Genomic DNA, 24,697 nt, shown 5'->3' with positions numbered 1-24,697 from the left:
TTTACTCGACCGGTCAGGTTTGAAAGCTTTCAAAAGAGTGTCGGAAACCTATACCGGAGATTTGGAGCGGGCAATCAGGCCACGGACGATTTCCGCAGGCTCGAAGCGATGGATGCCGCAAGGTCGGAACGGCAGGAGATGTTCCGCATCGAGGAGCTTCGCTGAAAGCCAGAGAACCGACATCCACATTTCCGTGCCCTGCAGGCCGGCCGGATGCCCCTCGGCAAAGGCAAATCCTCTGTTCCTTTGCCAGCGTCCCTCATTTCGGCGCAGAATTTCGCGGGCTATCTCTTTCGCCTCGTCCTGCCGGTGATCCGTCTGTTTCAGGCACAGAAGAAGCGGGTGGATTGTATCGAGCAGGTTACAGGCATTAAAATCCTTGCCGTGGAAACCGCCATAGGCACGATAATTGGCGATAACGGAGTCTATTGCTGCGTCCGGATAGGGAAGGGAAAGGCCGAACTGCGCGTAAGAGCCGCGGGTAAGCCGGTAAAAACCGTTGACCGGTTGCAGCAGGTCCTGTGCGGCAGTCGGCTCACCCCAAAGCCCGGTGGTTTTGTCCGCATTCATCGCCAGCCAACCGAAGAGAACGGTGAGGTTGTCGCCGGATGTGAAATAGCGCCTGTTGAAATAAAGCGCGGTGGCGATGGCGTCTATTGTGGCGCCGCAATGCCATGCCCGGCTTTGCCACGGCAATTCTTCCAGCAGGAGGATGAGTTCTTCGGCGCGCAGACGCTCAATGAAAGCGATCGGCTGTTTTGGCGCAGCTCCGAAACATTCAAGCGCATATCCGACAGCCAGAATATTATAGAGGACGGCAGGGTCCTTCTCGGGAGATGTAGAAGAGCGGTGGTGACGGTTAAGAAAAAGCCCCGTTTCTTGATCCTGCAAGGCCTGAAGATTGGCCACGGTTTTTCCGGTATCGAAAGCGATCTTTTCCTGTCCGAAGGCTGCTGCGATCTCGATGGCATCGCACAGATGCCTGACGCTTTCGACCTCACCTCCAGATGCATCGGCGGAACGATAGACGCCATCCTCGCCATAAGAGCGGATGGCCGCAAGCCAGTCGTCCGCAATCTCCTTGCCGAGTTCTCGCAGCGGGCTATCGGGTTCCATCAGCGTCGGCGCGGCCGCTTTTTTTCCGCGATATCGCAGAACTCGGGCGGGAACGCCGCCTGCAATGGCCATGGCGGGAATGTCCTTCGCCACCACCGCGCCTGCGGCGACAACAGCGCCGCGTCCTATCTTCACGCCATCAAGCACAACCGCATTGGCGCCGATCCAGACGTCGTCGCCGATCTCTATCCCGAGCGAGGTCAGCGGTTGGCGGTGGATCGGAGTTTCAATGTCGTTGAAGCCATGGTTGAAGCCGACGATGCTGACATGTGAGGCGATGCGCACGCCATTGCCGATTGTGACCTTACCGGAAAGACAGGCATAGGGGTTGATCGAGACATTGTCGCCGAGTTCGATGTCGCCGCGCACGATTGCGTAACCGGCGATCCACGAATACGCACCCATAAGGAGTCTATCCGTATGTACCTCGGCCCTGGCGGCGATGTAGACGCCCTGCCCGAAAACGGTGTTGGCAGAGCGCTTGAGGCCACGCAACCGCGCCTGATGGTCGGGGCCGTCGATATCCTCCTGCTTCCGCTCCCAGGTCAGGATGTTCAGCCGATCCGACCTTTGGGAAAAGCTCGATACTTCGTCTGTCATCTCCGCCAGCCTGCGCGGGTTTCATCGAGAGCATAGGCGGGAACGCGTCGCCCCTCCCGCCTGAACATCTCTTCCAGCCTCGGGAGATCTGGACTTTCGGGGAGGACAGCCAATGCGGCCTCTGCTTCTCTACCGGCCGGCAGTGCCATGGCCGCCGTCACCAGCAGCGTTTCGCCGGATGCGATGGCGCCGCGCAATTGCGGAACAAGGGTTCTGGCGTGGATGAGGTTGGTATTGGCGATTGCCTGATGGCACACGCCTTCGCGCCGAATGCCAGCCGAAAGATCGACGATGAGGCTGGTGTCAGTCTGTCCGTAACAGACGGCGCGACCTTCACCCGCCTCGGTGCAGTCGCGATTGAAATCGGCCCGCTCTATGGCAAATCCGCCTTCCGATGTTTGCAAGGGGCGCGGGGTGCGGATGCGGTGCAGCCTTATGTGCCATGGGTTTTGTGGCACGAGCCAGGTCTCGATCTCGACATCCGCCCATGGCCGCCAGCGGGAATAGAGGCAGTCTCTCGCAATCAACGCCTCTTCCATCGTCTCGCGGGTGCGCAAGTGCACGCCATCGTCGGAAAGGCCGAGCATGCCGTCGAAACTCGCGGCGGCGAAATGCCGGTCATCCGCCTCGACATTGAAGGCATAACGGGTGGAATAGACGAATTTCGAGTATTTTTCCTGTGCGCCGCGCATCCTGTCGTGCTGCTGCCCGGAGGACAGGACCACGATATTACCCGGCGTATGAAAGGCCACCATACCCGGCTCCGCCAAGGGAACCGGTTCGGCAAATTCCTGCGGTTCTGCCTCATCCGCAGTCCAGAATGGGTGATCGGCGGGCAGCGTCAGCGGCAGGAAAAATTTGAGCGCCCAATAGGGGGAACAGGGAGAATTGTAGCTCTCGCTCATCAAAAGATTTGGGTAGCCATATCCGACCGACAGGACGCCGTCGCGGTCCGCGATTGGCCGCTTCGACCACCAGCGGATATGGCGCATGTAATAACCCTTGATCTCTGGCCACGGCAGCGCCTCCAGACCGGAAAAGGCAAGAGCGCCCCAAAAACCGCCCGCCGCAAAACGGTAGGTCTGGCTGCGTCCGAAGGCGAGCGAGGCCCCGTCAGGCCCGAACCAGTGGCGTATGTCACGGGTGAAAATGCGCGAGCGTTCGAGCAAGCGCATTTTTCGCGCGTCGTCGCCTTTTGCCAGCACCGTATAGATCAGGCCGTAAAAATGCATGGCGAAGGGAATATAGTGGTCGACCCGGCGCACCGGCCCGTCGCGATACCAGCCGTTGCCGATATCGAAAGCCTCGAGTTCATCGAGATAGGTCTGGGTCTTGGCGCGGTCGAATTCCACGCCGACCCGTTCCAGCCCGAGATCGATCAGAACCCGGAAGAATTTCCAGTTATTGTCGACGAATTCCCGCTCGCGGGCAGCAAGAAGATAGGCGGCGACGGCCCGCCTGTCCGTTTCGGCAAGCGGCTCCCAGATATGTTCGGGAACCATGGCAAGCGCAAATCCTATCGCCGCCAGCTCGACCAGCCGCTGGTGCCGATCAGCCGTGTCGCCCCAATATTCGGGGTGGGCGGGGTTGGCGCCATTGGCCAGTCCACGCCTGTAGAGATCCCAGTGGGGAAAGTCATAACCGCCGGCGGCAAGTGGAACGATGCCCCATAGTGGCCGGGCAAAACCCTCGAGTTCCGCCGCAGGAAAATCGAAAATCGCCCCCGTCGCTCCAAGTCGGACACGCGCGCCGCCGGGTGAAAAACAGGCAAGCAGCGGGTTGAAGAGATCGATCACCGCCTTTGCGAGATCGTCCCGGCTTAAAAGCGGATTGTGAAAGAGCGGATTGGCTGTGGCGGTCTCGTGAGGCACGGTGACGAATATCCGGAATTCATGATCGAAGGAAGGGCCGCAGGCTCATCGCCCGCGGCCCTGGGGCAATTATTTAATGGCCTTGACGCCGTCATTCATGTCCTTGATGCCATCATCGATGGAGATATTGTCGGTCATCAGCGCATCATGCACGCGGTTCAGCACAACTTCGATCTTGGCCGCATTCGGGTTGACCGCCATTTCCAGATAGGCCTTGCCCGCCTGCAGCGCGTCCTTGCTGTTCTGATCCTGCGGGAAGCCCGGCAGTGCTGCGATCTTCTCGGCCACATCATCGGTTCTGAGCGCAGGGAAAGTGCCGGTGGAGGCGATGATCGCCGCACCCTCAGGTCCGGTAACGAAGTGGATGAAATCCAGCGCCGCTTCCTTGTGGTCGGAATTGGCATTGACCGACAATCCTGCAATCTGCGCGGCCGTCGCCCCTGCCGGCACACCATCCGGATGGGGGAACTTCACGATGCCCCAGTTGGCGCTTTTCGACTCGCCGGATTTCACCTTGGCAATCTGGGTGCCGACAAACCATGTGCCCATGGGCAGCATGCCGATCGTTCCGTTGAAGAAAAGAGCGGAATAATGGGTATTCGAGGTTTTCAGCGAGGCGTAGGACGGTATCGCGCCGCTCTTTTGCAGGGCAAGCGCACGCTCATACCAGGGTTTCAGGAACTCATAATTACCGTCCACCAGCGTGTGCTTGCCGTCCTGAATACCGGGCAGCTGCACCGTCGAACGCCAGGTGTGCAGCAGCGCGCCGTAGGTGCGGTTGGCGCCCATGCCACCCTTCAGCTTGCCGGCGATTTCATCGAACTGCGCCCAGCTCATGTCATTGGTGGGGTAGGGCACGCCGGCCTTGTCGAAAATATCCTTGTTGTAATAGACCACCCAGAAATCCGAGCGGAACGGCAGGGCGTAAATCTTGCCGTCGATGGTCAGTTCCTCGATCAGGCCGCCATAGGGCGCCGTCTCGATCTTCTGGTCCTTGATGAAGCCGCTGAGATCGGTGATGTTGCCGGCGCGCACCAGATTGGCGTAGCCGGGCACGTCCTTGATGGTGACGACGTCGATATCCTTGGAGCCGCCGGTCAGCTGAGTGGATATCATCTGCGTATAGTCCTGCGAGCCGAGGTCGACCACCTCGAACGTCACATTCGGATGTTTCTGCTTGTAGGCCTCCATCAAGGGTTTGAAATAAGCGCCCTTGTCCAAATCCCAAAGCGCCCATTTAAGCGTGACGGGCGCATCGCCCGCAGCAAGCGCCGTTCCTCCCATGCCGATCGCAATGCCGAGACCGGCGGTTGCGAGAGCAAATGCACGTCTGGTTGTCTTAAACTCCATAGCCCGTTTCTCCTTCCCTGACTGATGTCGTTTTGATTTTAGTCTGCCTTAAGCGCTGCTCCCCGCCGGTTCGGGTTTCGGCGCGCGTGTTTTCGCTGCAGCGTTTCTCGCTGCGAAACACAGGGCGAACATGCCGAGCGAAAAATTGATGGTGGCCGGCATGAACACCGACACCGGATAAAAGAGGATGTGTGCGATCCACAGCGCTGTGACGAATCCGAGCGCCGCCAGCATCGGCAACGGTCTGATGAGCGCGGAAAATGCCGCCTGCCGCAGCGTTTCTCCAAGCAGCAAGTCCTGTTTCGCCATGAGAACAATGGCGTAGGCGCTGAGAAGGATGAGAAGCAGCGTCACTGCCAGACTGATCGTAAAGGGCAGGCTATAAACGAGCTGAAGCCGGGCGGCCCCGGCATAGCTGACAGTCGCGTAAACACCGGCGCTCACCAGCAGCGCGCTCAAAACCACAAGTGCGGTGCCGCGAAGAGCGAACTTCCGCAAGGCCTCGAGAAAGTCGCGCAGCAGATAGGTATTCTCGTCATTTGCGAAGGAAACTGAGATGCGGGCCGTGGCCAGCATCGCCGCTGGCATCGTCACCACCGGCAGGCTGGCGATGATGAACAGGAGGTTGAGCTTCACCATCTCCCACCATTCGCGCTTGACGATATCGAGGAACAGGGCAACGCCGGTAAGCGGCGGGGCGTTCTTGTCGATCCCGGCCCCTTCCCTTGTCCATAAGCCTTCCAGCCATTGCATCGCGTTTCTCCCCGTCGCCTTAATAAAGGATCGATCGCTCGGTGGCGGGATCGAAAAGCTGTGCATTCGTCAGATCCGCCACCAGTTCGACGGGATCGCCGATCTTCGCCCTGAAACGCGGTGAGACGCGCGCGACGAGGTTTCGCCCGCCGGAGACGAGGTTGAGATGCACCTCCGATCCCATCGGCTCCGCCAGTTCCACCGTCGCCCGGAAGGGTGCGACATTGGCGGCGTCGATATCCGCCGGGGCGAATTCGTGGAAGTTTTCCGGGCGGATGCCGAGAACGATGTCCTTTCCTTCATATGGGTGCAGGCGTGCGGTATCGATGCCTGCCGGCAGTGGCAAGGAAGCGCCGTCGAACAGGGCGGTGAAGCGGTCGCCGTCACGGCGTAGCGTTACCGGCAGCATGTTCATCTGCGGCGCGCCGATGAAGCCCGCGACGAACATGTTGATCGGTCGGTCGTAGAGATTTTGCGGCGTATCCACTTGCTGGATATGGCCATCCTTCATCACCACGATACGGTCCGCCATGGTCATGGCTTCCACCTGATCGTGGGTGACGTAAATGAAGGTGGCGTCGAGCCGTTTGTGCAGTTTGGAGATTTCCGACCGCATCGTTCCGCGCAGCTTTGCGTCGAGATTGGAAAGCGGCTCATCGAGCAGAAAGACTTCCGGATTGCGCACCATGGCGCGGCCAAGCGCGACACGCTGGCGCTGGCCGCCGGAAAGCGCTTTCGGCTTTCGGTTCAAGAGATGGGTGATGTCGAGAATTTTCGCCGCATCCTTGACCTTGGTGTCGATGAGATGGCGCGGCGCCTTTCTGAGTTCCAGACCGAAGGCCATGTTCTTGTAGACCGTCATATGCGGGTAAAGCGCATAGTTCTGGAACACCATGGCGATGTCGCGGTCCTTGGAGGGCACATCGTTCATCACGTCCTCGCCGATGCGCAACTCCCCGCCGGAGATTTCCTCCAGCCCGGCGATCATCCTGAGCGTCGTGGATTTTCCGCACCCGGAAGGGCCGACCAGAATGATGAATTCCTTGTCGGCAATATCCAGATCGATATCGTGAACGACCTTGAGCGCGCCGAAGGTCTTGTTGAGTTTTTTCAGGGAAATGCTAGCCATCTGTGCCTCGCGCTCACCAATAGGAAGACCAGTTGCGCGAAAGCCGGATCAGCGCTTCCAGATAATAATAATCGCCCCAAGAGACGCACTCATCGACGCCTTCGCCCCGGCAGGTGTTGTGGGGCGTCTTCTTGGAATAGGTGCCGTGCAGAAGCTGCCCGTTGGAGATCGCGGGATCGCGAACGGAATAGAGATCGGCGAGGCTTTTCACCATGCGCCTTGCCAGGTCGCGATACTCCGCGGCCTTTTCCGGCGTTTCCAGCTCCGCCATTTCCAGGAGGCCGCAGGCGACGATGGCCGCCGCTGAGCTGTCGCGCGGTTCGCCATCGCCATCCGCAAAAATCAGGTCCCAATAGGGTACGAGATCATCGGGCAGGCGTTTAAGATAGAAGGCGAGAAGCCGCTCGAAGGTGTCGCGATAGGCGGGCAGACGCTCATAACGATAGGAAATGGCCATGCCGGCGATGCCCCAGGCCTGTCCACGGGCCCAGTAACTCTCGTCGCTGTAACCCTGCTTGGTCACACCGCGCACCGGCGCGCCGGTCTCCGGGTCCATGTAAAATGTATGATAGGTGGAATCGTCCGGCCGGACGGAATGGGCAAGTGTGGTGCGGGCATGGGCAAGCGCCACGGTGCGGTAGTCTTCCCGGCCCGTTTCACGGCTCGCCCAATAAAGCAGCGGCAGGTTCAAAAGGCAGTCGATAATATAGCGATATTCGTTGGGATTGTCCCTGCGGCCCCAGGCCTGGATGAATTGCCCGACCGGCTGGAACCGTTCCATCAACTGGTCCGCCGCCATCAGCGCCGCGCGTCTTCCATCCTCATCGGCCACCAGTTTCCATGCGGCGATGCAGGAGGGCGAGTAGAGAAAGCCCATATCGTGATGATCGGTCTCGATGCGCTTTTCGATACGGTGCAGGAAGCTCTGCACCTGTATTTGCGCCGCATGCTGAAAGGTCCTGTCGCCGGTATGTTCGAAGGCGAGCCATATCTGGCCGGGCCAGAAACCGGCGGTCCACTGGTCGTTGGCCACTGCGGGGTAAAAATTCTTCACGCTCGAATGGTTCTGCGCGGCATAGGTGAACTCAGGCAGATTGCGCCTGACCTGCGCGACGGCGGCCGTCAGCGCTACGTCGATTTCCGCTGCGGTGATCGGGGTTGGAAGGGACGTGGTCAAATCGAGCATGAAATCAACCCTTGAGGCCGGTGGAGGCGACGCCTTCGACGAAGAAGCGCTGCAATGCCAGGAAAACGACGAGAACTGGGATGAGCGCCACCACCGAGGCGGCCATGATCAGCCCGTATTCCGCCGAATATTGCGAAATGAACATGCGAAGACCGATCTGGATGGTCTTCAGCTCGGTCTTGGTGAGATAGATCATCGGCCCGAGAAAATCGTTCCAGGTCGTGACGAAGGTGAAGATCGTCAAGGTGGAAAGCGCCGGTTTGGAAAGCGGCAGCATGATCTTCGCCCAGATCTGGTACTCGTTCATGCCGTCGATGCGCGCCGCCTCGCAAAGCTCGTTCGGGATCGACATGTAGAACTGCCGCATCAGGAAGACGCCGAAGGCGGTGAAGGCCTGCAGGAAAATCAGCGCGAGATGGGTGTTGTTGAGCCCGAATTCACGCATCAGCAGAAACTGCGGCACCATATAGACCTGCCAGGGCATGGCGATGGTGGCGATATAGCCGAGAAACAGCGTATTCTTGTAGGGAAAATGCAGCTTGGCGAAGGCGTAGGCCGCGAAGCTTGAGGTCAGCAATTGCAGTAGCGTGACGATGATCGTCAGCTTCGACGTGTTGTAGATGAACAGCGCCAGCGGGATTTTCGTCCAGATTTCCACATAGTTTTCCCAACGGGGCTGGGAGGGTATCCACTCGATCGGGAACGCGAAGACATCGCGGCTGAGTTTCAGCGACGCCGATAGCATCCATGCGAAGGGCAGAAGCATGACGATGGTGACGACGATGACGGTCAGATAGATGCCGATCGTGGCGGCGGGGATTTTGCGGCCCATGATGCGCATGGATCAATCCTCCCGCTGCCGTTTGAACTGGACGATGGTGACCACCAAGACCAGGAAGAACAGGACGAGCGCGATCATGCTGGAATAGCCGAGATCCCAGGAAATGAAGGCCTCATTGTAGATGTGGTAGACGAGAACGAGCGTCGAGGTGCCGGGACCGCCCTGCGTGATCATATAGACCTGATCGAAAACCTTGAAGGACTGGATCGTCAGCATAACGGTGACGAAAAAGGTCGTCGGCGCAAGCTGTGGCAGGGTGACGTGGATGAATTTCTGCCAGGCATTGGCGCCATCCAGCCCCGCGGCTTCATAAAGCTCCGAGTTGATGCCCTGCAGCCCGGCGAGATAGATGACCATGTAATATCCCATGCTCTTCCAGACGCCGAAGAGAATGACCGTGACCATGGCCCAGTGCCGGTCCGCCGCCCATCCCGGCATGTCGGCGGGATCGAGGCCGAGCGTATAGAGCAGCATGTTGACCGGACCCATCTCCGGATTGAAAATCATGTTCCAGACGACGGCCACGGCGACCAATGATGCGACATAGGGAAAGAACATGGCCGTGCGGAAGAAATTGCGGCCGAGGATTTTTTGGTTGAGCAGGATCGCAAGCCCGAGCGCGCAGGCGAGCGTGGCCGGCACTGACGCGACGGTGTAGATGACCGTGTTCCAGAAGGCCGCGATGAAGGCCTTATCCTCGAAAAGCCGCCAGAAATTATCGAGACCGGCAAAACGCATGGCATTGGAGCCGTCCCAATGCATGAAGGCCAACGCAAAGGCAAAGAGGATCGGTCCGAGCGTGAAAATCGCAAATCCGAGAAAATTGGGCGCAATGAAGGAATAGGCGACGAGCGCATTTTCTATTCCGCGCCGCCGTTTGGAGACGATGCGGCGTTTTTTCCTGCGATACGGAGTCGCCTGCTTGTCGGACATGGTCGCGGTTGCGATTGCCACAGCATATCTCCCATTGCCGCCGTTTCACCGCTTAATCGGTGGCGGCTGCCTGCATGTTCCATTGCGGTCCAGGTCTTCGCCCTGCCGCCTCCCGCGCTCTGGATAACACAATATCGATATTGGTCAAACAACTTTGCATAAAGTCAGACAAATTTTCTGGTTTTTCGAAAATACGTATGATAGGAGGCCCGTATCGGATTGCGGAACGCGCGGGAGGTTTGAGGGCGTGTTTGTCGAAAGGATGCGTTTTCTGCCAGAGCGGTTCGCCGATTTCGGCGCGGAACTGACGGCGCAGAAAATACGGTCTTCAGCGTCGGGCGCGGTTTCCCGTGGTCTCATCGAGGCGGCGGAGCAGACGCTTGACGAACCTTGGTCCACAATTCTGGCGGGCGACTACCGGGAATATAGCCGCACCGGCAATCGCGATCGTTTCGAGGCGCTTTATTTTTCCCGAAGACTGAAGCTGAACGCGCTGGTTCTTGGAGAATGCGCCGAAGGGCAGGGTCGCTTTCTCGATGCCATCATCGATGGTCTTTGGCTGATATGCGAGGAAAGCGGCTGGCAATTGCCCGCCCATAATTCCCATATTCGCGGCGGCCCGCGAGATTCTCTGCCCGATCCGCAGAACCCGGTGATCGACCTGTTCGCCGCCGAAACGGGCGCCAATCTCGCTTTGTGCCTGCATTTGCTGGCACCGGAACTGGAAAGAGCGAATGCAAACCTTGTTTCTCGCATCCGCGCCGAGATCGACAGGCGTATCACGAAGCCCTATCTCGCCCGGCATTTCTGGTGGGTGGGAAATGGCGACGAACGGATGAACAACTGGACGGCCTGGATCACCCAGAACGTCCTTCTCTCGACCCTGCTATTGCCCATAGACCAGTCGACGAGGCGTGCGGTCGTGGAAAAGGCGCTCAAGAGTCTCGATGCGTTTCAAAAGGATTATGCGGAAGACGGCGCCTGCGAAGAGGGCGTTCTTTATTATGGCCATGCGGCGCTTTGCCTGTTCGGGGCGATGAGCATTCTCGAAGCCTCTGCGCCGGGCTTCATGGCGTCGCTCTTTCATGCGCCGAAGCTGCGCAGCATGGCCGAATTCATTCTCAACATGCACGTGGCGGAAGACCGGTTCTTCAACTTCGCCGATGCGCCGGCGAAGGTCGAGACATCCGGCGTGCGGGAATATCTCTTCGGCAGGGCCGTTTCTTCGCTACCGCTTCAGGCTTTCGCTGCCGCCTGCTGGAACCGCTCACCGGACCGGATGATGTGCAAGGAGTGGAATCTCTGGTATCGGGTCCAGGCAGTGCTTGCCATCCCGGAATTATCCGCGCTTATTCCAACGGGCCCAGCAAAGACCGATATCGCCTATCCCGGTATCGGTCTGGCGATTGCCCGCGACGGGGTCTTCGATCTTGCCGTGAAGGCGGGTAATAATGGTGAGAGCCACAATCACAACGATGTCGGCAGTTTCACGCTTTATAAGAACGGCCGGCCGTTCATCATCGATGTCGGGGTGGAAGCCTACACCGCAAAAACCTTCTCACCGCAACGCTACGACATCTGGACGATGCAATCGGCCTTTCACAATCTGCCGACTTTCGGCGGCGTCATGCAGGCTGCCGGGGCAGAGTTTGCCGCGACAGATTTTGCGACCAAATTTTCCGAAGAGCAGGCGGAAGTCTCCTTTGACATTGCCGGGGCCTATCCCGCCATGGCGCGTGTTGAACACTATCGTCGCCGCGTCCGATTGCTGCGTGGCAGCCATGTGGAAGTCGTTGACGACTATCACGGCAGGCAGGAGGCGGTTCTGTCGCTGATGGTTGCCGAAAAGCCCGCTGTCACGCCGGGTGCCCTGAACTTTGCGGGGTTGGGAGAGATAGCCTGCGAAGGCGCGGGAGAACCCGCAATCGAAGCCATAACAATCGACGATGCCCGCCTTCGCCAGTCCTGGCCCCCGGTGATCTATCGCATTCTCATCCCCATCGCAGCCCAGCGTCTGTGCCTGACGATCAGTTAAGGAAGTGTCGATGAAACTTACACTCAAGGTCGTCAATGCGCTGGGTGATGTTCTGGCGAAAGCCGAAGCGGAGGACGAAGCTCTGCTCGTTTATCGCGCAGAATATTGCGAGGGTGACAGGCTTGTCGTTGAGATTTCACAGCCCGGTCATATCTGGCTTGCGCTCGACGCCGGCATGCAGCCGACGCTGGTTTTCCTGCACGGAAATGAATTCACCCTGCCCATTCCTTCCGCGGCGAAACGCAAATCCTATCCGCCGCAGGCGTTCAGCGGTAATCTTCACAGGATCGCCGCGCGCCGCACACTTGCCGGTGAAATTGGAGTTCGCAGGAATCTGGCGCTCAACCCGTTTGACGATCATGAGAACACCTCGCTGTTTCCGCACGTTTATGCGAGCACGGAAACGCGTGGGGAGGCGGCCTTCGCAGCCCGCAATGTTATCGATGGTGAAAAGGCGAGCGCGGGCCACGGCTTCTGGCCCTATACAAGCTGGGGCATCAACCGCGATCCCGAAGCTTCGCTGACCCTCGTATTCGGCCGCGCAGTCCTTATCGACCAGCTGACTTTTTACCTGCGGGCGGACTTCCCACACGATGCCTGGTGGGAAAAAGCGAGCGTCACTTTTTCCGACGGCGAAAGTGCGAGCTTTTCCCTGCAGAAAACCGGTGCGGCCCAAACCTTCCCGGTTGTGCCGCGCCGGGTGGAGTGGATCCGTCTGCATGATCTTAAAAAAGCGGACGACCCTTCGCCCTTTCCCGCGCTGACGCAGATCGAGGTCTGGGGGGCGGATCTGCGGGAAGCGCCGTAGCCCCTGATCGCGCCTTTCAGAACACAAAGCTACGACCCGCGTTTACGTGAAATTCTTTAGCTGTGTGCGATGCCGCGCATGTCGCGCATCATGTCGCGGTAACGGTGCTGGCTGCCGCGCAGATGCGCTTGCATCGCCAGCTTTGCGGCTTGTTCGTTCCGGTCCGATATGGCGATGACGATTGCCTCGTGCTCCTTGTGGATCAATCGCCGGTAAGCTGTCTGGTCGTTCTCGCCGGTTTCGGAAACCACGCGCGATTGTGGAATCACGGTCTGGCCGTGCAGTTCGAGGAACTGTGTGAAAAGCGGATTGTTGGTGGCGGCCGCAATGGCGAGATGCAGCGCCAGGTCCGCCTCACGAATGGAGCGGTTCTCCTCGATACATTGCAGAAGCCGGGCGTGACAGTCGAAAATCGCTTCCTCTTGCGATGGCGAGCGGCGGAGGGCGGCGAGCCCCGCCGCTTCGATTTCAAGCGGCGTCCTGATTTCCAGCACCTCCAGATCGGAAGAAAGCCGGGCGCGGTCAACACCGGGTGTGGGTGACGTGTCCTTTTCATGCTTCAGTACGAAAATGCCCGCTCCCTGACGCACCTCCACCAGCCCGTCGCAGCGTAGCGCCGTCACCGCCTCGCGCACGACGGTGCGGCTGACGCCATGGGTTTCCGTCATCTCGATCTCGCTGGGCAGGCGGTCGCCGGGCCCATATTGCCCGGAGGCAATCGCGTTTCTCAGGCTGAGGCTAACTCTGCTCACCAGAGAACCGGAGGATTTGCTGCGCTGTTTTTGCTGTTCAGGCACGTCGGTCACCATGCATTGAAATCGAGGCAGGCGTGGAGCCTGTCAAATATGTATGATGAATTTCATTAAAACTCAATGATCATACCAATTTTACCTGCCTTCATGCAGAGGAGGCGCAGAATGGTACTAAAAATCTTCCCGATTCTGACCGGAGACACTAGGCCGGGCCAGCAAACTGTTCCGTGGAAACGGCATGCAACGCCCTGCCGGTCCTGAAAAAGCTCTCGATATTGCCGATCGTGGTGTCCGCGATATTTTTGAGCGCCTCCTGCGTGAAGAAGCCCTGATGACCGGTGACCAGAACATTTGGAAAGGTCAGCAGTCGCGCGAAAACATCGTCGCGCAGCACCTCGTTGGAAAGATCCTCGAAAAAGAGATCGGCCTCTTCTTCATAGACATCAATGCCGAGACTGCCGATCGTGCCGTCTTTCAGGCCTGCAATTACCGCCTGCGTGTCGATGATGGCGCCGCGGCTGGTATTGACGAGCATCACGCCCTTTTTCAGAAGCGGCAGCGTCTCTCCACGAATAAGGTGACGGGTCTCCGGTGTGAGCGGGCACATCAGCGCCAGAATGTCCGATGTTCGGAACAGCTCCTCGCGCGTGACGTAGACCATGCCCAGCGCCTCGCAATCCGGATTTGGCCGTAGATCGTGGCCGACGAGACGGCAGCCGAAGCCGGCCGCAATGCGCGCGAAAATCGCCCCGATCTTGCCCGTGCCGACAATGCCGACGGTCTTCCCGTGAAGATCGAAGCCAAGCAGGCCATCGAGGGCGAAGTTTCCTTCGCGGACACGGTTATAGGCGCGGTGGATCTTGCGGTTGAGCGACAGGATGAGCGCCATGGTGTGTTCGGCGACCGCATAGGGCGAATAGGCCGGCACGCGCGCAACGGTCAGGCCGAGCTTTTCGGCGGCGGCGAGATCGACCTGATTGAAACCGGCGCAGCGCAGGGCGATGAGCCGGACACCCATTTCCGCAAGCTTTTCAAGCACCGGCCGCGACAGGTCGTCATTAACAAAGGCGCAGATCGCCGCCGCTCCCTCCGCCAGCGCAACTGTCTCTGGAGACAGACGTGCTTCGCAATATTGCATCCGCATGTCAGCGTGGGCTGCAGCGTCAAGGAACTGCCTGTCATAGGGTTTGGCGCTGTAGACCACGATCCGCATCTGTTTCTCCAGTCTCCAAACGAAAGCTGCCGTGACAGGGCGATGCGTCCGGCAGATATCTTAGCTGCGAAGACCCGGTGCCTCCTGTCCCGTGCTTTCGACATATTCGGTATAGCCGCCGCCATATTGGTGGATACCGTCAGGCGTCAGTTCCAGCACCCGGTTCGAAAGTGCGGCCAGGAAATGGCGGTCGTGCGAAACGAACAGCATCGTGCCTTCATAATTTGACAGAGCCTTGATCAGCATTTCCTTGGTGTCGAGATCGAGATGGTTGGTCGGCTCGTCCAGCACGAGGAAGTTCGGCGGATCGAACAGCATGGCGGCCATGACGAGGCGGGCCTTTTCGCCGCCGGAAAGAACACGGCAACGTTTTTCCACGTCGTCGCCGGAAAAGCCGAAACAGCCGGCAAGGGCGCGCAACGGCGCCTGCCCCGCCTTCGGAAAACGCTCCTCCAGCCATTCGAGAATGGTGCTGTCGCCATCAAGCACATCCATGGCATGCTGGGCGAAATAGCCGAGCTTGACGCTGGCGCCGAGGGTGACATTGCCGGAATCCGGTTCCGCCGTGCCGGTCACCAGCTTCAGCAGCGTCGATTTTCCGGCGCCGTTGATGCCCATGATGCACCAGCGTTCCTTGCGCCGCACCATGAAATCGAGCTCGTCGTAGATCGTGCGGCTGCCATAGGTCTTGTTGACCTTCTTCAGCGCCACGACATCCTCGCCTGAGCGAGGAGCGGGTGCAAATTCGAAAGCAACCGTCTGACGCCGTTTTGGCGGCTCGACGCGGTCAATCTTCTCGAGTTTCTTCACACGGCTCTGCACCTGCGAGGCGTGCGAAGCGCGGGCCTTGAAGCGTTCGATGAACTTGATTTCCTTGGCGAGCATAGCCTGCTGGCGCTCGAACTGCGCCTGCTGCTGCTTTTCGTTCTGCGCGCGCTGCTGCTCGTAAAAGCCGTAGTCACCGGAATAGGTGGTGAGATTGCCGGCATCGATTTCGATGATCTTGGTGACGATGCGGTTCATGAATTCGCGGTCATGCGAGGTCATAAGCAGCGCGCCGTCGTAGTTCTTCAGGAAGTCTTCGAGCCAGATCAGGCTTTCGAGATCGAGATGGTTCGACGGTTCGTCGAGCAGCATCACGTCAGGGCGCATGAGAAGAATACGGGCAAGCGCCACGCGCATCTTCCAGCCGCCGGAAAGCTTGGAAACATCGCCGTCCATCATTTCCTGGCTGAAGCTCAAGCCATCCAACACCTCACGCGCACGGCCTTCCAGCGCGTAGCCGTCCAGCTCCTCATAACGCGCCTGCACTTCGCCGTAACGTTCGATGATGGCGTCCATCTCGTCCATCCGGTCGGGGTCGGACATGGCGGCTTCCAGTTCCCGAAGCTCCGCCGCCACTTCGCTGACGGGGCCTGCCCCTTCCATGACTTCCGCGACGGCCGAGCGGCCGGACATTTCACCGACATCCTGATCGAAATAACCGACCGTCATGCCCTTTTCAACGACGACCTGGCCCTCGTCGGGCTGCTCTTCGCCGGTGATCATCCGGAACAGCGTGGTCTTGCCGGCGCCATTCGGGCCGACAAGGCCGATCTTCTCGCCGCGATTGAGCGCGGCGGAAGCCTCGATATAGAGAATGCGGTGACTGTTCGACTTGCTGATGTTTTCGATGCGGATCATGACAGGGCCTGTGAATGGGAGCGGCCCTCCTATGCCACGGGCCGCCGCCACTGTCACCTGCCGGACGTGTCGTGTCAGCCATGCAGCCGACAAGATGCTCCGGAGAAGCCGCTCCGGAAACAGAATCAGTTGGTGAGCGTGGCCATGCTGCCGGCAGCCTTGCGGGCGATTTCGCCAAAGGCTGTGACGATCTGTTCCATGTTTTCCGGCGCGTAATAATTGTCAGCGCTCGATGCACAATATTGCAACAGCGACTTGCCCCTGTCCGGCGCCATGAAGGCGACGCTGAAAATCTTGATCCCGTCTTTCTTGGCGGTCTCGCAGGTGGTGCGTACCGACTGGTCGATGCTGGAGTTCCACGAGGCGCTGTTGCCCGTCATTTCGCCGTCGGTCATGAGAACAATGTAGCGCTCGAACGATTCACTGCCTTTGTCTTTATGTGCTTTCGCTTCGGTGGTGTTGGATTTTTTAAGGGCGTTATAAGCGGCGTTCAGGCTGCTGCGGGCATCTGTGCCTCCGGTAGGGAATTCCGGGATTTGCTTGTCAACGTAGCTGACAACGCTGCCCGTACCCCAGCTGATGGGCTGGGCCGCATAGGTCTCATGCGTATAGACCGAGGCGCCTGTTCGGACGAGCTCTGAACCGCCGTTAGCCGTGTAGGTCGGGTCAGCCTTGTTCAATGTTGCGACGAGGAACCCAACGGCCGTTTTGAGCGAGGTGGCCTTGTTGATGTAGCAAGGGCTGGATGTGGCCCTCGCTTCGCTGCTACCCCAATTGTCTGCCGTATAAACCGGGCACGATTTTTTTGCGGTATTGATGGTATCGGTCTTGAATGACATCGAACCGGAACGGTCAAGTGCCAGATACATGGAGATCGGTGCGCCCTTGTTGACGGTGCTCTTTGCGGTGCCCGTTACCGAAAGATCGAGCGTTTTTGCGCCAATGAATCCCAGCAGCGGATTGAGTTCTATCCGACGGTTGATCGTGGTCTCGACGGTGTAGGTCTTGCCGCGGGCATTTTCCGTCGTCGCAATGCTGGTCGGAGAATTCTGCTCCAGTTCCTTTTTCTCTTCCTCGGTCAGGCTCTTTTCCATCTGGGCGGCGATGAAGTTCTTGGCGATTTCCTTGATCTGTTCGTCCGTCATATCGCCCATTTTCAAACGGGCCTCGGTCGCCGCCGCAAGGGCCGCCGAATCCGCGGTATTCTGCATATCCGCTTTCACCTGCATCACATTCGCCAACTCCATGCCGGCGCCGGCAAAACCCAGCAGGACCGGCAGCAGGATGGCCGTCATCATGCCGAAATTGCCGCTGGTATCGGCAAGAAAACGGCGCTTGGGTTTTTGATGTGCAGAGGCGGTCATGACGGGCTCACAGATTAGAATATTCGACTGAGCACAGAAAAGCCGCAAACGATGTAAAATCCGCTAACGTGATCGGTTCAATTTTACACAGTGTTCACATTGGAGCAGTTTTCGAAGTATTTTCAAGAATTGTCTGGCGCGATGGCCGCAATAATACACATCGTGTCATTATTGGACGGGGATGACGTCGACGGCCTGTTTTATCTGCTGGTTGCCATAGCTCTTCAAGACACCGATCACCGGGGCGACATCGGAATAGTCCCGGCCGTAACCGACAACGATATGGTCGCTTCCGGCGACGATATCATTGGTGGGATCGAGTTCCAGGTAACCGGCCGCTTCTCCGCACCAGACGCGAACCCAGGCATGCATTGCATCGGCGCCTTCAAGCCGTTCCTTGCCCGGTGGCGGAATGGTGCGCAGGAAACCGCTGACATAACCGGCGGGAATGCCGAGGCTGCGCAGCGCCATGATCATGATATGCGAAAAATCCTGGCACACGCCGCGCTTCAGCTTGAAGGCTTCCGATGGCGTCGTATCGACGGTCGTCGCCTCGCCGTCATAGGTAAAGTCCTTGTGGATGCGTTTGCATAGAGAGAGCGCGATCTCGCGAATGGTCATTCCGGGTTTCAGCAATTCCCGGGCATAGGCGGATATTGTTGCGTCCATTCCGATCCTCGGGCTCGCACCGATGAAGTGGTGCGGCGACTGGAAATCGAGCGACCAGACATCGGCCAGATCCTGCGGCAGGCGGGAAAGCTCGGGCGAGAAATCCGCCGTCAGCGCCGGCGCCTCCACCATCACGCGGGCCTGCATGCGGATATCCAGCTTCTCATGCGGTGCGCGCAGATGCACTGACGTGGCCGATTGATGAAAGAAATCCTCGAAGGTGGCACGTTCTTCCGGCACAGGCGAAACATCGATGGAGCCGGCGACAAGCCGCTGCCGGCCGGGGATGGAGAGCGGCAGAACGCGGATGATGTGGCGCGCGCCGTGGGCCAGCGTGTCGTAAGTGTAACCCATATGCAGGGAAAGATCGTAAAGCATAGGATTATCCGAGATAGGTCCGGGCCAGAACATCGGAGAGATGTTCCATGTCGGTTTCGAGCTGGCGATAGATCGCGCCGTTCATGTTTTCCGGCGTCATGACCGCAAGCCCGGAATGCAGACGCATCGCCTCGCGGTAGAAGGGCGACATCTGACCGTTCACGAAGGCGTTCGGAAGCTGCTCCACCTCGGTGCGGATCTCGTTCAGCTGGAACAGGATCGAGCGGGGATTGAGCGGGTCGAGCGCCAGAAGATCGGTCACGGTCAGGCCGGCCGTATTGACGTTGTAGCGGCGGCGATGGGTCATGACGCTGTCGCCGATTTCAAGCAGCATGTCATAGGAGCCGTCAGGCGCGTCCGGGCCGGTCATATGGCCGAGAAGACGCGTCATATGCAGGCCGCGCTCCAGGTAACGGCCGATCGACAGGAAACGCCAGCCGGTGAAGCGATACATGTTTTCGTGCACGAGACCGGCAAAGCCTGCAAGCTTGCGCAAAAGGATCGTCATGGCATGGGTAGCGTCGTCGCCGGGGGCCACTTTCGCGTGGAAACGGCGGGCGGTCTTGGCAAGGTCGTTCAGCGCCAGCCACCCGTCCGGCGAAAAGCGGTCGCGAATGTTGCTGGCGGAATAAAGCGCGCTGTTGATGTTGTTCAGCAGGCTTTCCGGCACGGCATCGTTCATCTCCACATCGAGCGTTTCGAGATAGCGTGTCACATGGGCAAGCAGCGGCTGGCGCGGATCGGCGGATTCGGCATAACGCCCGTGCCAGGCGCGCAGGATGCGCAGGGCGCCTTCCGAACGCTCGATATAACGCCCGAGCCAGAACAGATTGTCGGCTGCGCGGCTCGGCAGGCTGCCCGGCATATTGCGGGTGAAGCTCTCTTCCGCCGGCAGAAGCGTGGTGCGCTCCACAGGTCTGTCACTGACGATCCAGACATCGGCAGCGCTGCCGCCCGATTGCATGGCGATGGCAGACACATCGTCGCCGCTGCCGATCCGTGCGAAGCCGCCCGGCATGATCTGCCAGCCTTCCTGGGTGCGCGCAGCAAAAACGCGAAGGCTCATCGGGCGCGGCACGAGCTTGTTGTCGATATAGGCCGGGGTGGTTGAGAGCTTCACCACTTCCTGGCCCACCAGCCTGTGGCCGTCGGAGGTAAGCCAGTCGCTGATCGATTCCTTTGCAGTTTCTCTCAGGGAAGAGCCGAGCACGGACTGGCCGTTGTCGTCGAAGAAGGGAAGCCGGGAATAGGCAGGCCCGATGACCATGCCTTCGATATTGCCGGCGACATGGCGGCGTTCGGCTTCCTGACCGCACCACCAGGTGGCGATGGATGGCAGTTTCAGCTCCTCGCCCAGAATGTGGCGGCAGATGCGCGGCATGAAAGCGAGCAGCGCCCTGGTTTCGAGAATGCCGCTGCCGAGCGCGTTGACGATGGTGAGCGCCTCATTGCGCAGCGCCTGCACCATGCCGGGCGTGCCGATATGGGAGTGCTGGTTGAGTTCCAGCGGATCGGAATAAGAGGCGTCGAGACGCCGCCACAGAACGCCGATCGGTTTTAGCCCGGCCACGGTTCTGACCATGACGCGGCCGTTGACGACGGTGAGGTCCTCGCCTTCCAGCAACATGAAGCCGAGATAACGGGCGATATAGGCGTGTTCGAAATAGGTTTCGTTGGCGGGACCGGGCGTCAGCACGGCGATCCGGTCATCGGGGTGCTTTCTTTGCGCCTGCAGCGCGTCGCGGAAAGCACCGAAAAACGAGGCGAGACGGTGGACATGGGTTTCCGCATAGATATCGGAAAGCGCGCGAGTGGTCGCCACCCGGTTTTCGAGAGCAAAACCGGCCCCGGACGGTGCCTGCGTGCGGTCAGCCAGTACCCACCAGTTGCCGTCAGGTCCGCGGCCGATCTCGAAGGAACAGAAATGCAGATAGTGGCCGGTTGCCGGTTTCACGCCGACCATGGGCCTTAGAAATTCCGGATTGGAGGCAATCAGCGCTGGCGGCACATAACCTTCCTTCACCAGCCGGTTCTCGCCGTAAAAATCGGCAACCATGGCTTCGAGAAGATTGGCGCGCTGCTTCAGTCCTTCGGAAAGTACCGTCCATTCCCTGTCGTCGATCAGGACCGGAATGTGCGAGATCGGCCAGTTTCTTTCGCTGCTGCCCTTGCCGTAGTCGCGGTAGAACACGCCGGCGTCGCGCAGATAGCGGTCGGTGCGGGCAAAGCGCTCGTGCAATTCCCGTTCCGACATGCGCGACAGGGCGTCGAGCAGGGTCTTCCAGACCGGCCTGACCTTGCCATTGGTATCGAGCATTTCGTCGGCAACGCCCGGCAAGGGGGAATATTCAAGCCCGCGTGGTTGCGCGCCTGTTTCCGTCTTGCGTTCCGTTGCCGGGGCTTTGGACAATTTACACTCCGTAAGGCCGACGCAGATCGAGCGTCAGCGGAAATTCTGACGACACGGTTTCCGCCATCAGCGGATATTGCCCGGCCGTATGCCCCCATGGTTCGAAACGGGCGAGGCGGCGTGCCTCGGCCTCATTGCCGTTGACGGGAAACGTCTCGTAATTGCGCCCGCCCGGATGAGCAACATGATAGATGCATCCGCCGATCGATCGCCTCGACCATGTATCATAAATGTCAAAGGTCAAGGGTGAATTGACGGGCAGGACGGGATGCAGGCCGGAAGAGGGCTGCCACGCCTTGAAGCGCACGCCGGCCACCGCGACACTGCGGTTTTCTGTTGGTGTCATCGGCACGGCGCGTCCGTTGCAGGCGACGGTGTAACGAGAAGGGTTGGAGGTTTCCAGCCGCACCTGCAGGCGCTCCACGGAGCTGTCGACAAAACGCACGGTGCCGCCGATCGCGCCCTGTTCGCCCATCACATGCCAGGGTTCCAGCGCCTGGCGCAGCTCAAGCTTCGCACCCTCGTATTCCACCTCGCCGAAGAAGGGGAAACGGAATTCCTGCTGGGCGGTGAACCATTCCGGCTTGAGGTCGAAACCGTTTTCTCTGAGGTCCGCAAGCACATCGAGAAAATCCGCCCAGATATAATGCGGCAGCATGAAGCGGTCGGCGAGCGCCGTACCCCAGCGCACGAATTTGCCGGCGGCCGGATTTTTCCAGAAGCGGGCGATGAGGGCGCGCACCAGCAATTGCTGGGCAAGCGACATGCGCGCGTTCGGCGGCATTTCGAAACCGCGAAATTCCACCAGTCCGAGGCGCCCGGTCGGCCCGTCGGGTGAAAACAGCTTGTCGATGCAGATTTCGGCCCGGTGGGTGTTACCCGTCACATCCGTCAGAAGATTGCGGAACAGCCGGTCGACCAGCCATGGCAGAGGCGGAGCGCCCTCACCGGGGGCAGGCACCTGCGCCAGCGCAATTTCCAGTTCGTAGAGACTGTCGTGTCGGGCCTCGTCGATGCGCGGCGCCTGACTTGTGGGGCCGATGAACAGGCCGGAAAAGAGGTAGGAGAGCGATGGATGCCGCTGCCAGTGCAGAACGAGGCTTTTGAGAAGATCGGGCCGGCGCAGGAAGGGGCTGTCATTGGGGTTTGCCCCACCGACAACCACATGATTGCCGCCGCCGGTGCCGGTATGGCGGCCGTCGATCATGAATTTGTCGGCGCCGAGACGCGACTGGCGCGCCTCCTCATAGACTGCCGTGGTGATATTGACGCAATCTTTCCAGCTCGAAGCGGGGTGGATGTTGACCTCGATCACACCGGGATCGGGCGCGACGCGGATAACATTGAGGCGTTCGTCATGCGGCGGTGCATAGCCCTCGATATGGACGGGCAGTCCAAGCTCTGTGGCAGCCGCTTCCGCTGCCGCGATCAGTTCGAGATAATCCTCGATGCGCTCGACCGGCGGCATGAAAACGCAAAGCCTTCCGTCACGCGGTTCCACTGACATGGCGGTGCGCACCGCGCCGCCGATTTCACCAAGCGTCTGCTCTATGCGCTCCTGCCCGGCCACTTCGCTTGCCTGGAACGAGGCTTCGGGCATGGCGCGACCGGAGGGCTTCAAGACATCGGGAAGCGGGCCCCTGGGGATAGAAGGGTCGGCCTCATGGATATAGGGATAGGCCGACGGCGGCACATAGGGCAGGGTGCCGAGCGGCAGGCGGTAACCGACCGGGCTGTCGCCCGGAACGAGAAAAATCTTGCCGCGCCGCGTCTTCCATTTTTCGCTGATCCAGCGTTCGCCGGCGGCGCGCGCATTCCATGCCTGTACCGGCAGGATGTAGCCGGTGGGCGTCGTCAAACCGCGTTCGAAGACGCGGGCGATACGGTTGCGCTCTTCCGGATCCTTCAGTCTGGAATTGGACGGGTCGACATTGTCGGGCAGGCTGCCTTCCTTGATGATCCATTCGGCCGGATCCTCATAGGCTGGCAGCACCAGATCAGGCTCAATGCCGAGCTGGGTGGCTATACCACCCAATAGCTTCTGTGCATCTTCGGCCTTGACGCCCGTATCTGCGCCTTCCTCCGCAATCAGGGCCGGGTTCTGCCAGATCGGCAGGCCGTCCTTCCGCCAGTAGAGCGAAAAGGTCCAGCGCGGCAGGGTTTCGCCCGGATACCATTTCCCCTGCCCGTAATGCAGAAAGCCGCCCGGTGCGAAACGCTCACGCAGGCGGCGGATCAGGGCGTCGGCCTTTTCACGCTTTGTCGGCCCGACTGCGCCGGTGTTCCATTCGTCGGATTCGAAATCGTCGATGGAAACGAAGGTCGGCTCGCCGCCCATTGTCAGCCGGACGTCATGGCTGTTCAGAACGCCGTCGACCGCTTCACCGAGCGCGTTGAGCTCCTCCCAGCTTTCATCCGAAAAGGGTTTGGTGATACGCGGTGTCTCGGCAACACGCCGGACCTGCATGTCGAAGGCGAATTCGGTATTGGCGTGGCCGAAATAACCGCCGGAAATCGGTGCGGCATTGCGATAATGCGGCGTTGCGGCCAGCGGAATATGGCTTTCACCTGTCAGAAGCCCGGAGGTCGGGTCAAGCCCGATCCAGCCGGCGCCGGGCATATAGACCTCGGCCCAGGCGTGAAGATCGGTGAAGTCCACTTCGGTGCCGGATGGGCCATCCAGCGCCTTGAGATCGGGAGTAAGCTGAATGAGATATCCCGACACAAAGCGGGCGGCGAGGCCAAGATGCCGCAGAACCTGCACGAGCAGCCAGCTCGTATCGCGGCAGGAGCCCTTGCCGGAAGCGAGCGTTTCCTCAGGCGTCTGGACGCCGGGTTCCATGCGGATGACGTAACCGATCTCCTGTTGCAGGCGGGCATTGAGGCCAACGACCATGTCCACAGTCGGTTGCCCCGGCGTGCGGTCGACGGTGGCCATGAAGGCGGCAAGCAGCGGGCCTGTCGGTTCCGGCTTCATGTAGATGGAGAGATCGTCCCGCAATTCCTGCGGATAATCGAACGGCCACTTTGTCGCCTCTTCCTCCACAAAGAAATCGAACGGATTGTAAACCGTCATATCGGCGACAAGATCGACCTCGATCTTAAATTCCGTCGCCGGCTCGGGAAAAACGAAGCGGGCGAGGTAATTGCCGTAAGGATCTTGCTGAAGGTTCACGAAGTGATTGGAGGGCGAAACCTTGAGCGAATGGCTGATGACACGGGTTCTGGAGTGCGAGGCGGGCTTTAATCTTATGATCTGTGGTCCAAGGCGAACAGGATTGTCGTATTTATAATGCGTCAGATGATAGATGCTCGCTTTGATCGCCATTAATCTGCCTTGCCCGGTTTTCCGGCTTACGCGGTTTGTCCGCCCCTCTGAAATTATCCGGATTTTGTGCAATGCAGGAAAAGAAAGCAAGGATCATTTCCGGAAGCGACAGCATTGTTGGGTTAAGCCGCGATATTTGCCCGCGGGAAGAATTGTCTGGGCTTTTCAATCATCGCAGCTGAGATTTCGCCGGGATTGTGGACAAGGTTGAACGGCGTGTTATTGCTTGGCAACGAAAGGCGCAGAATCGCGCCCCGCTTTCTTTGCCGACTGACGTT

Annotated in this window: 17 protein-coding genes; 2 read left to right on the top strand and 15 right to left on the bottom strand. The window is 59.3% G+C overall.

Features of this window, described 5'->3' with window-relative positions:
* Positions 1 to 48 precede the first annotated feature (48 nt).
* The 8 genes from PL599_RS19695 to PL599_RS19660 form a co-directional block, all read right to left on the bottom strand.
* Positions 49 to 1,716 carry an acyltransferase gene (locus PL599_RS19695; RefSeq protein ID WP_269824939.1) on the bottom strand — a complete coding sequence of 556 codons (1,668 nt, stop codon included), beginning with the start codon at positions 1,714 to 1,716 and terminating at the stop codon, positions 49 to 51.
* Positions 1,713 to 3,587, bottom strand: a complete 1,875-nt coding sequence (locus PL599_RS19690) for a DUF2264 domain-containing protein (protein ID WP_269824940.1) — start codon at positions 3,585 to 3,587, stop codon at positions 1,713 to 1,715. Before PL599_RS19690 ends, PL599_RS19695 begins: the two co-directional genes overlap by 4 nt.
* Positions 3,588 to 3,656: 69 nt before the next feature.
* Positions 3,657 to 4,937, bottom strand: a complete 1,281-nt coding sequence (locus tag PL599_RS19685) for an ABC transporter substrate-binding protein (RefSeq protein ID WP_191218394.1) — start codon at positions 4,935 to 4,937, stop codon at positions 3,657 to 3,659.
* A 48-nt stretch (positions 4,938 to 4,985) separates the two neighbouring features.
* Positions 4,986 to 5,690 carry a hypothetical protein gene (locus PL599_RS19680; protein ID WP_269824941.1) on the bottom strand — a complete coding sequence of 235 codons (705 nt, stop codon included), beginning with the start codon at positions 5,688 to 5,690 and terminating at the stop codon, positions 4,986 to 4,988.
* Between the two features lie 19 nt (positions 5,691 to 5,709).
* Positions 5,710 to 6,819 carry an ABC transporter ATP-binding protein gene (locus PL599_RS19675; RefSeq protein ID WP_137412562.1) on the bottom strand — a complete coding sequence of 370 codons (1,110 nt, stop codon included), beginning with the start codon at positions 6,817 to 6,819 and terminating at the stop codon, positions 5,710 to 5,712.
* 13 nt (positions 6,820 to 6,832) lie between these two features.
* On the bottom strand, positions 6,833 to 8,005 hold the full coding sequence (locus PL599_RS19670; protein WP_137412561.1) for a glycoside hydrolase family 88 protein: 1,173 nt from the start codon (positions 8,003 to 8,005) through the stop codon (positions 6,833 to 6,835).
* A gap of 4 nt (positions 8,006 to 8,009) precedes the next feature.
* Complete coding sequence (locus tag PL599_RS19665) at positions 8,010 to 8,846, bottom strand: carbohydrate ABC transporter permease (protein WP_077984706.1); 837 nt, start codon at positions 8,844 to 8,846, stop codon at positions 8,010 to 8,012.
* A 3-nt stretch (positions 8,847 to 8,849) separates the two neighbouring features.
* Positions 8,850 to 9,779, bottom strand: a complete 930-nt coding sequence (locus tag PL599_RS19660) for a carbohydrate ABC transporter permease (RefSeq protein ID WP_202048328.1) — start codon at positions 9,777 to 9,779, stop codon at positions 8,850 to 8,852.
* Positions 9,780 to 10,026: 247 nt separating this feature from the next.
* Between PL599_RS19660 and PL599_RS19655 the strand changes: the two genes are divergently transcribed.
* Together PL599_RS19655 and PL599_RS19650 are read left to right on the top strand one after the other, a co-directional pair.
* A complete protein-coding gene (locus tag PL599_RS19655) occupies positions 10,027 to 11,814 on the top strand; it encodes a heparinase II/III domain-containing protein (protein ID WP_269824942.1) in 1,788 nt (595 codons plus the stop codon).
* A 10-nt stretch (positions 11,815 to 11,824) separates the two neighbouring features.
* Positions 11,825 to 12,622: a carbohydrate-binding protein gene (locus PL599_RS19650; RefSeq protein WP_269824943.1), complete on the top strand. Its 798-nt coding sequence runs from the start codon at positions 11,825 to 11,827 to the stop codon at positions 12,620 to 12,622.
* A gap of 56 nt (positions 12,623 to 12,678) precedes the next feature.
* Here PL599_RS19650 and PL599_RS19645 read toward each other — a convergent pair whose 3' ends face one another.
* From PL599_RS19645 to PL599_RS19615, 7 genes are all read right to left on the bottom strand, one after another.
* Positions 12,679 to 13,431: a FadR/GntR family transcriptional regulator gene (locus PL599_RS19645; RefSeq protein WP_077984710.1), complete on the bottom strand. Its 753-nt coding sequence runs from the start codon at positions 13,429 to 13,431 to the stop codon at positions 12,679 to 12,681.
* Positions 13,432 to 13,576: 145 nt separating this feature from the next.
* A complete protein-coding gene (locus PL599_RS19640) occupies positions 13,577 to 14,587 on the bottom strand; it encodes a 2-hydroxyacid dehydrogenase (protein ID WP_269824944.1) in 1,011 nt (336 codons plus the stop codon).
* Between the two features lie 60 nt (positions 14,588 to 14,647).
* Entirely contained in the window at positions 14,648 to 16,270 is a 1,623-nt protein-coding gene (locus PL599_RS19635; RefSeq protein WP_077984712.1) for an ABC-F family ATP-binding cassette domain-containing protein, read from the bottom strand.
* A gap of 125 nt (positions 16,271 to 16,395) precedes the next feature.
* Positions 16,396 to 17,634, bottom strand: coding sequence for a vWA domain-containing protein (locus tag PL599_RS19630; protein ID WP_137412556.1), 1,239 nt, complete (start codon positions 17,632 to 17,634; stop codon positions 16,396 to 16,398).
* Between the two features lie 168 nt (positions 17,635 to 17,802).
* Positions 17,803 to 18,681: a transglutaminase family protein gene (locus PL599_RS19625; protein WP_077984714.1), complete on the bottom strand. Its 879-nt coding sequence runs from the start codon at positions 18,679 to 18,681 to the stop codon at positions 17,803 to 17,805.
* Between the two features lie 4 nt (positions 18,682 to 18,685).
* The gene (locus tag PL599_RS19620) at positions 18,686 to 21,091 is read right to left on the bottom strand and encodes a circularly permuted type 2 ATP-grasp protein (RefSeq protein WP_269824945.1); all 2,406 of its coding nucleotides are present in this window, start codon (positions 21,089 to 21,091) and stop codon (positions 18,686 to 18,688) included.
* A 1-nt stretch (position 21,092) separates the two neighbouring features.
* Positions 21,093 to 24,419: a transglutaminase family protein gene (locus PL599_RS19615; RefSeq protein ID WP_269824946.1), complete on the bottom strand. Its 3,327-nt coding sequence runs from the start codon at positions 24,417 to 24,419 to the stop codon at positions 21,093 to 21,095.
* Positions 24,420 to 24,697: the final 278 nt, after the last annotated feature.

Origin of the sequence: Agrobacterium sp. ST15.16.055, from assembly GCF_027956555.1 — a bacterium.
In the GTDB taxonomy this organism is placed as follows: domain Bacteria; phylum Pseudomonadota; class Alphaproteobacteria; order Rhizobiales; family Rhizobiaceae; genus Agrobacterium; species Agrobacterium salinitolerans.
Note: the sequence above shows the minus strand (reverse complement) of the source record. Positions and strands in the feature narration are given on the sequence as shown.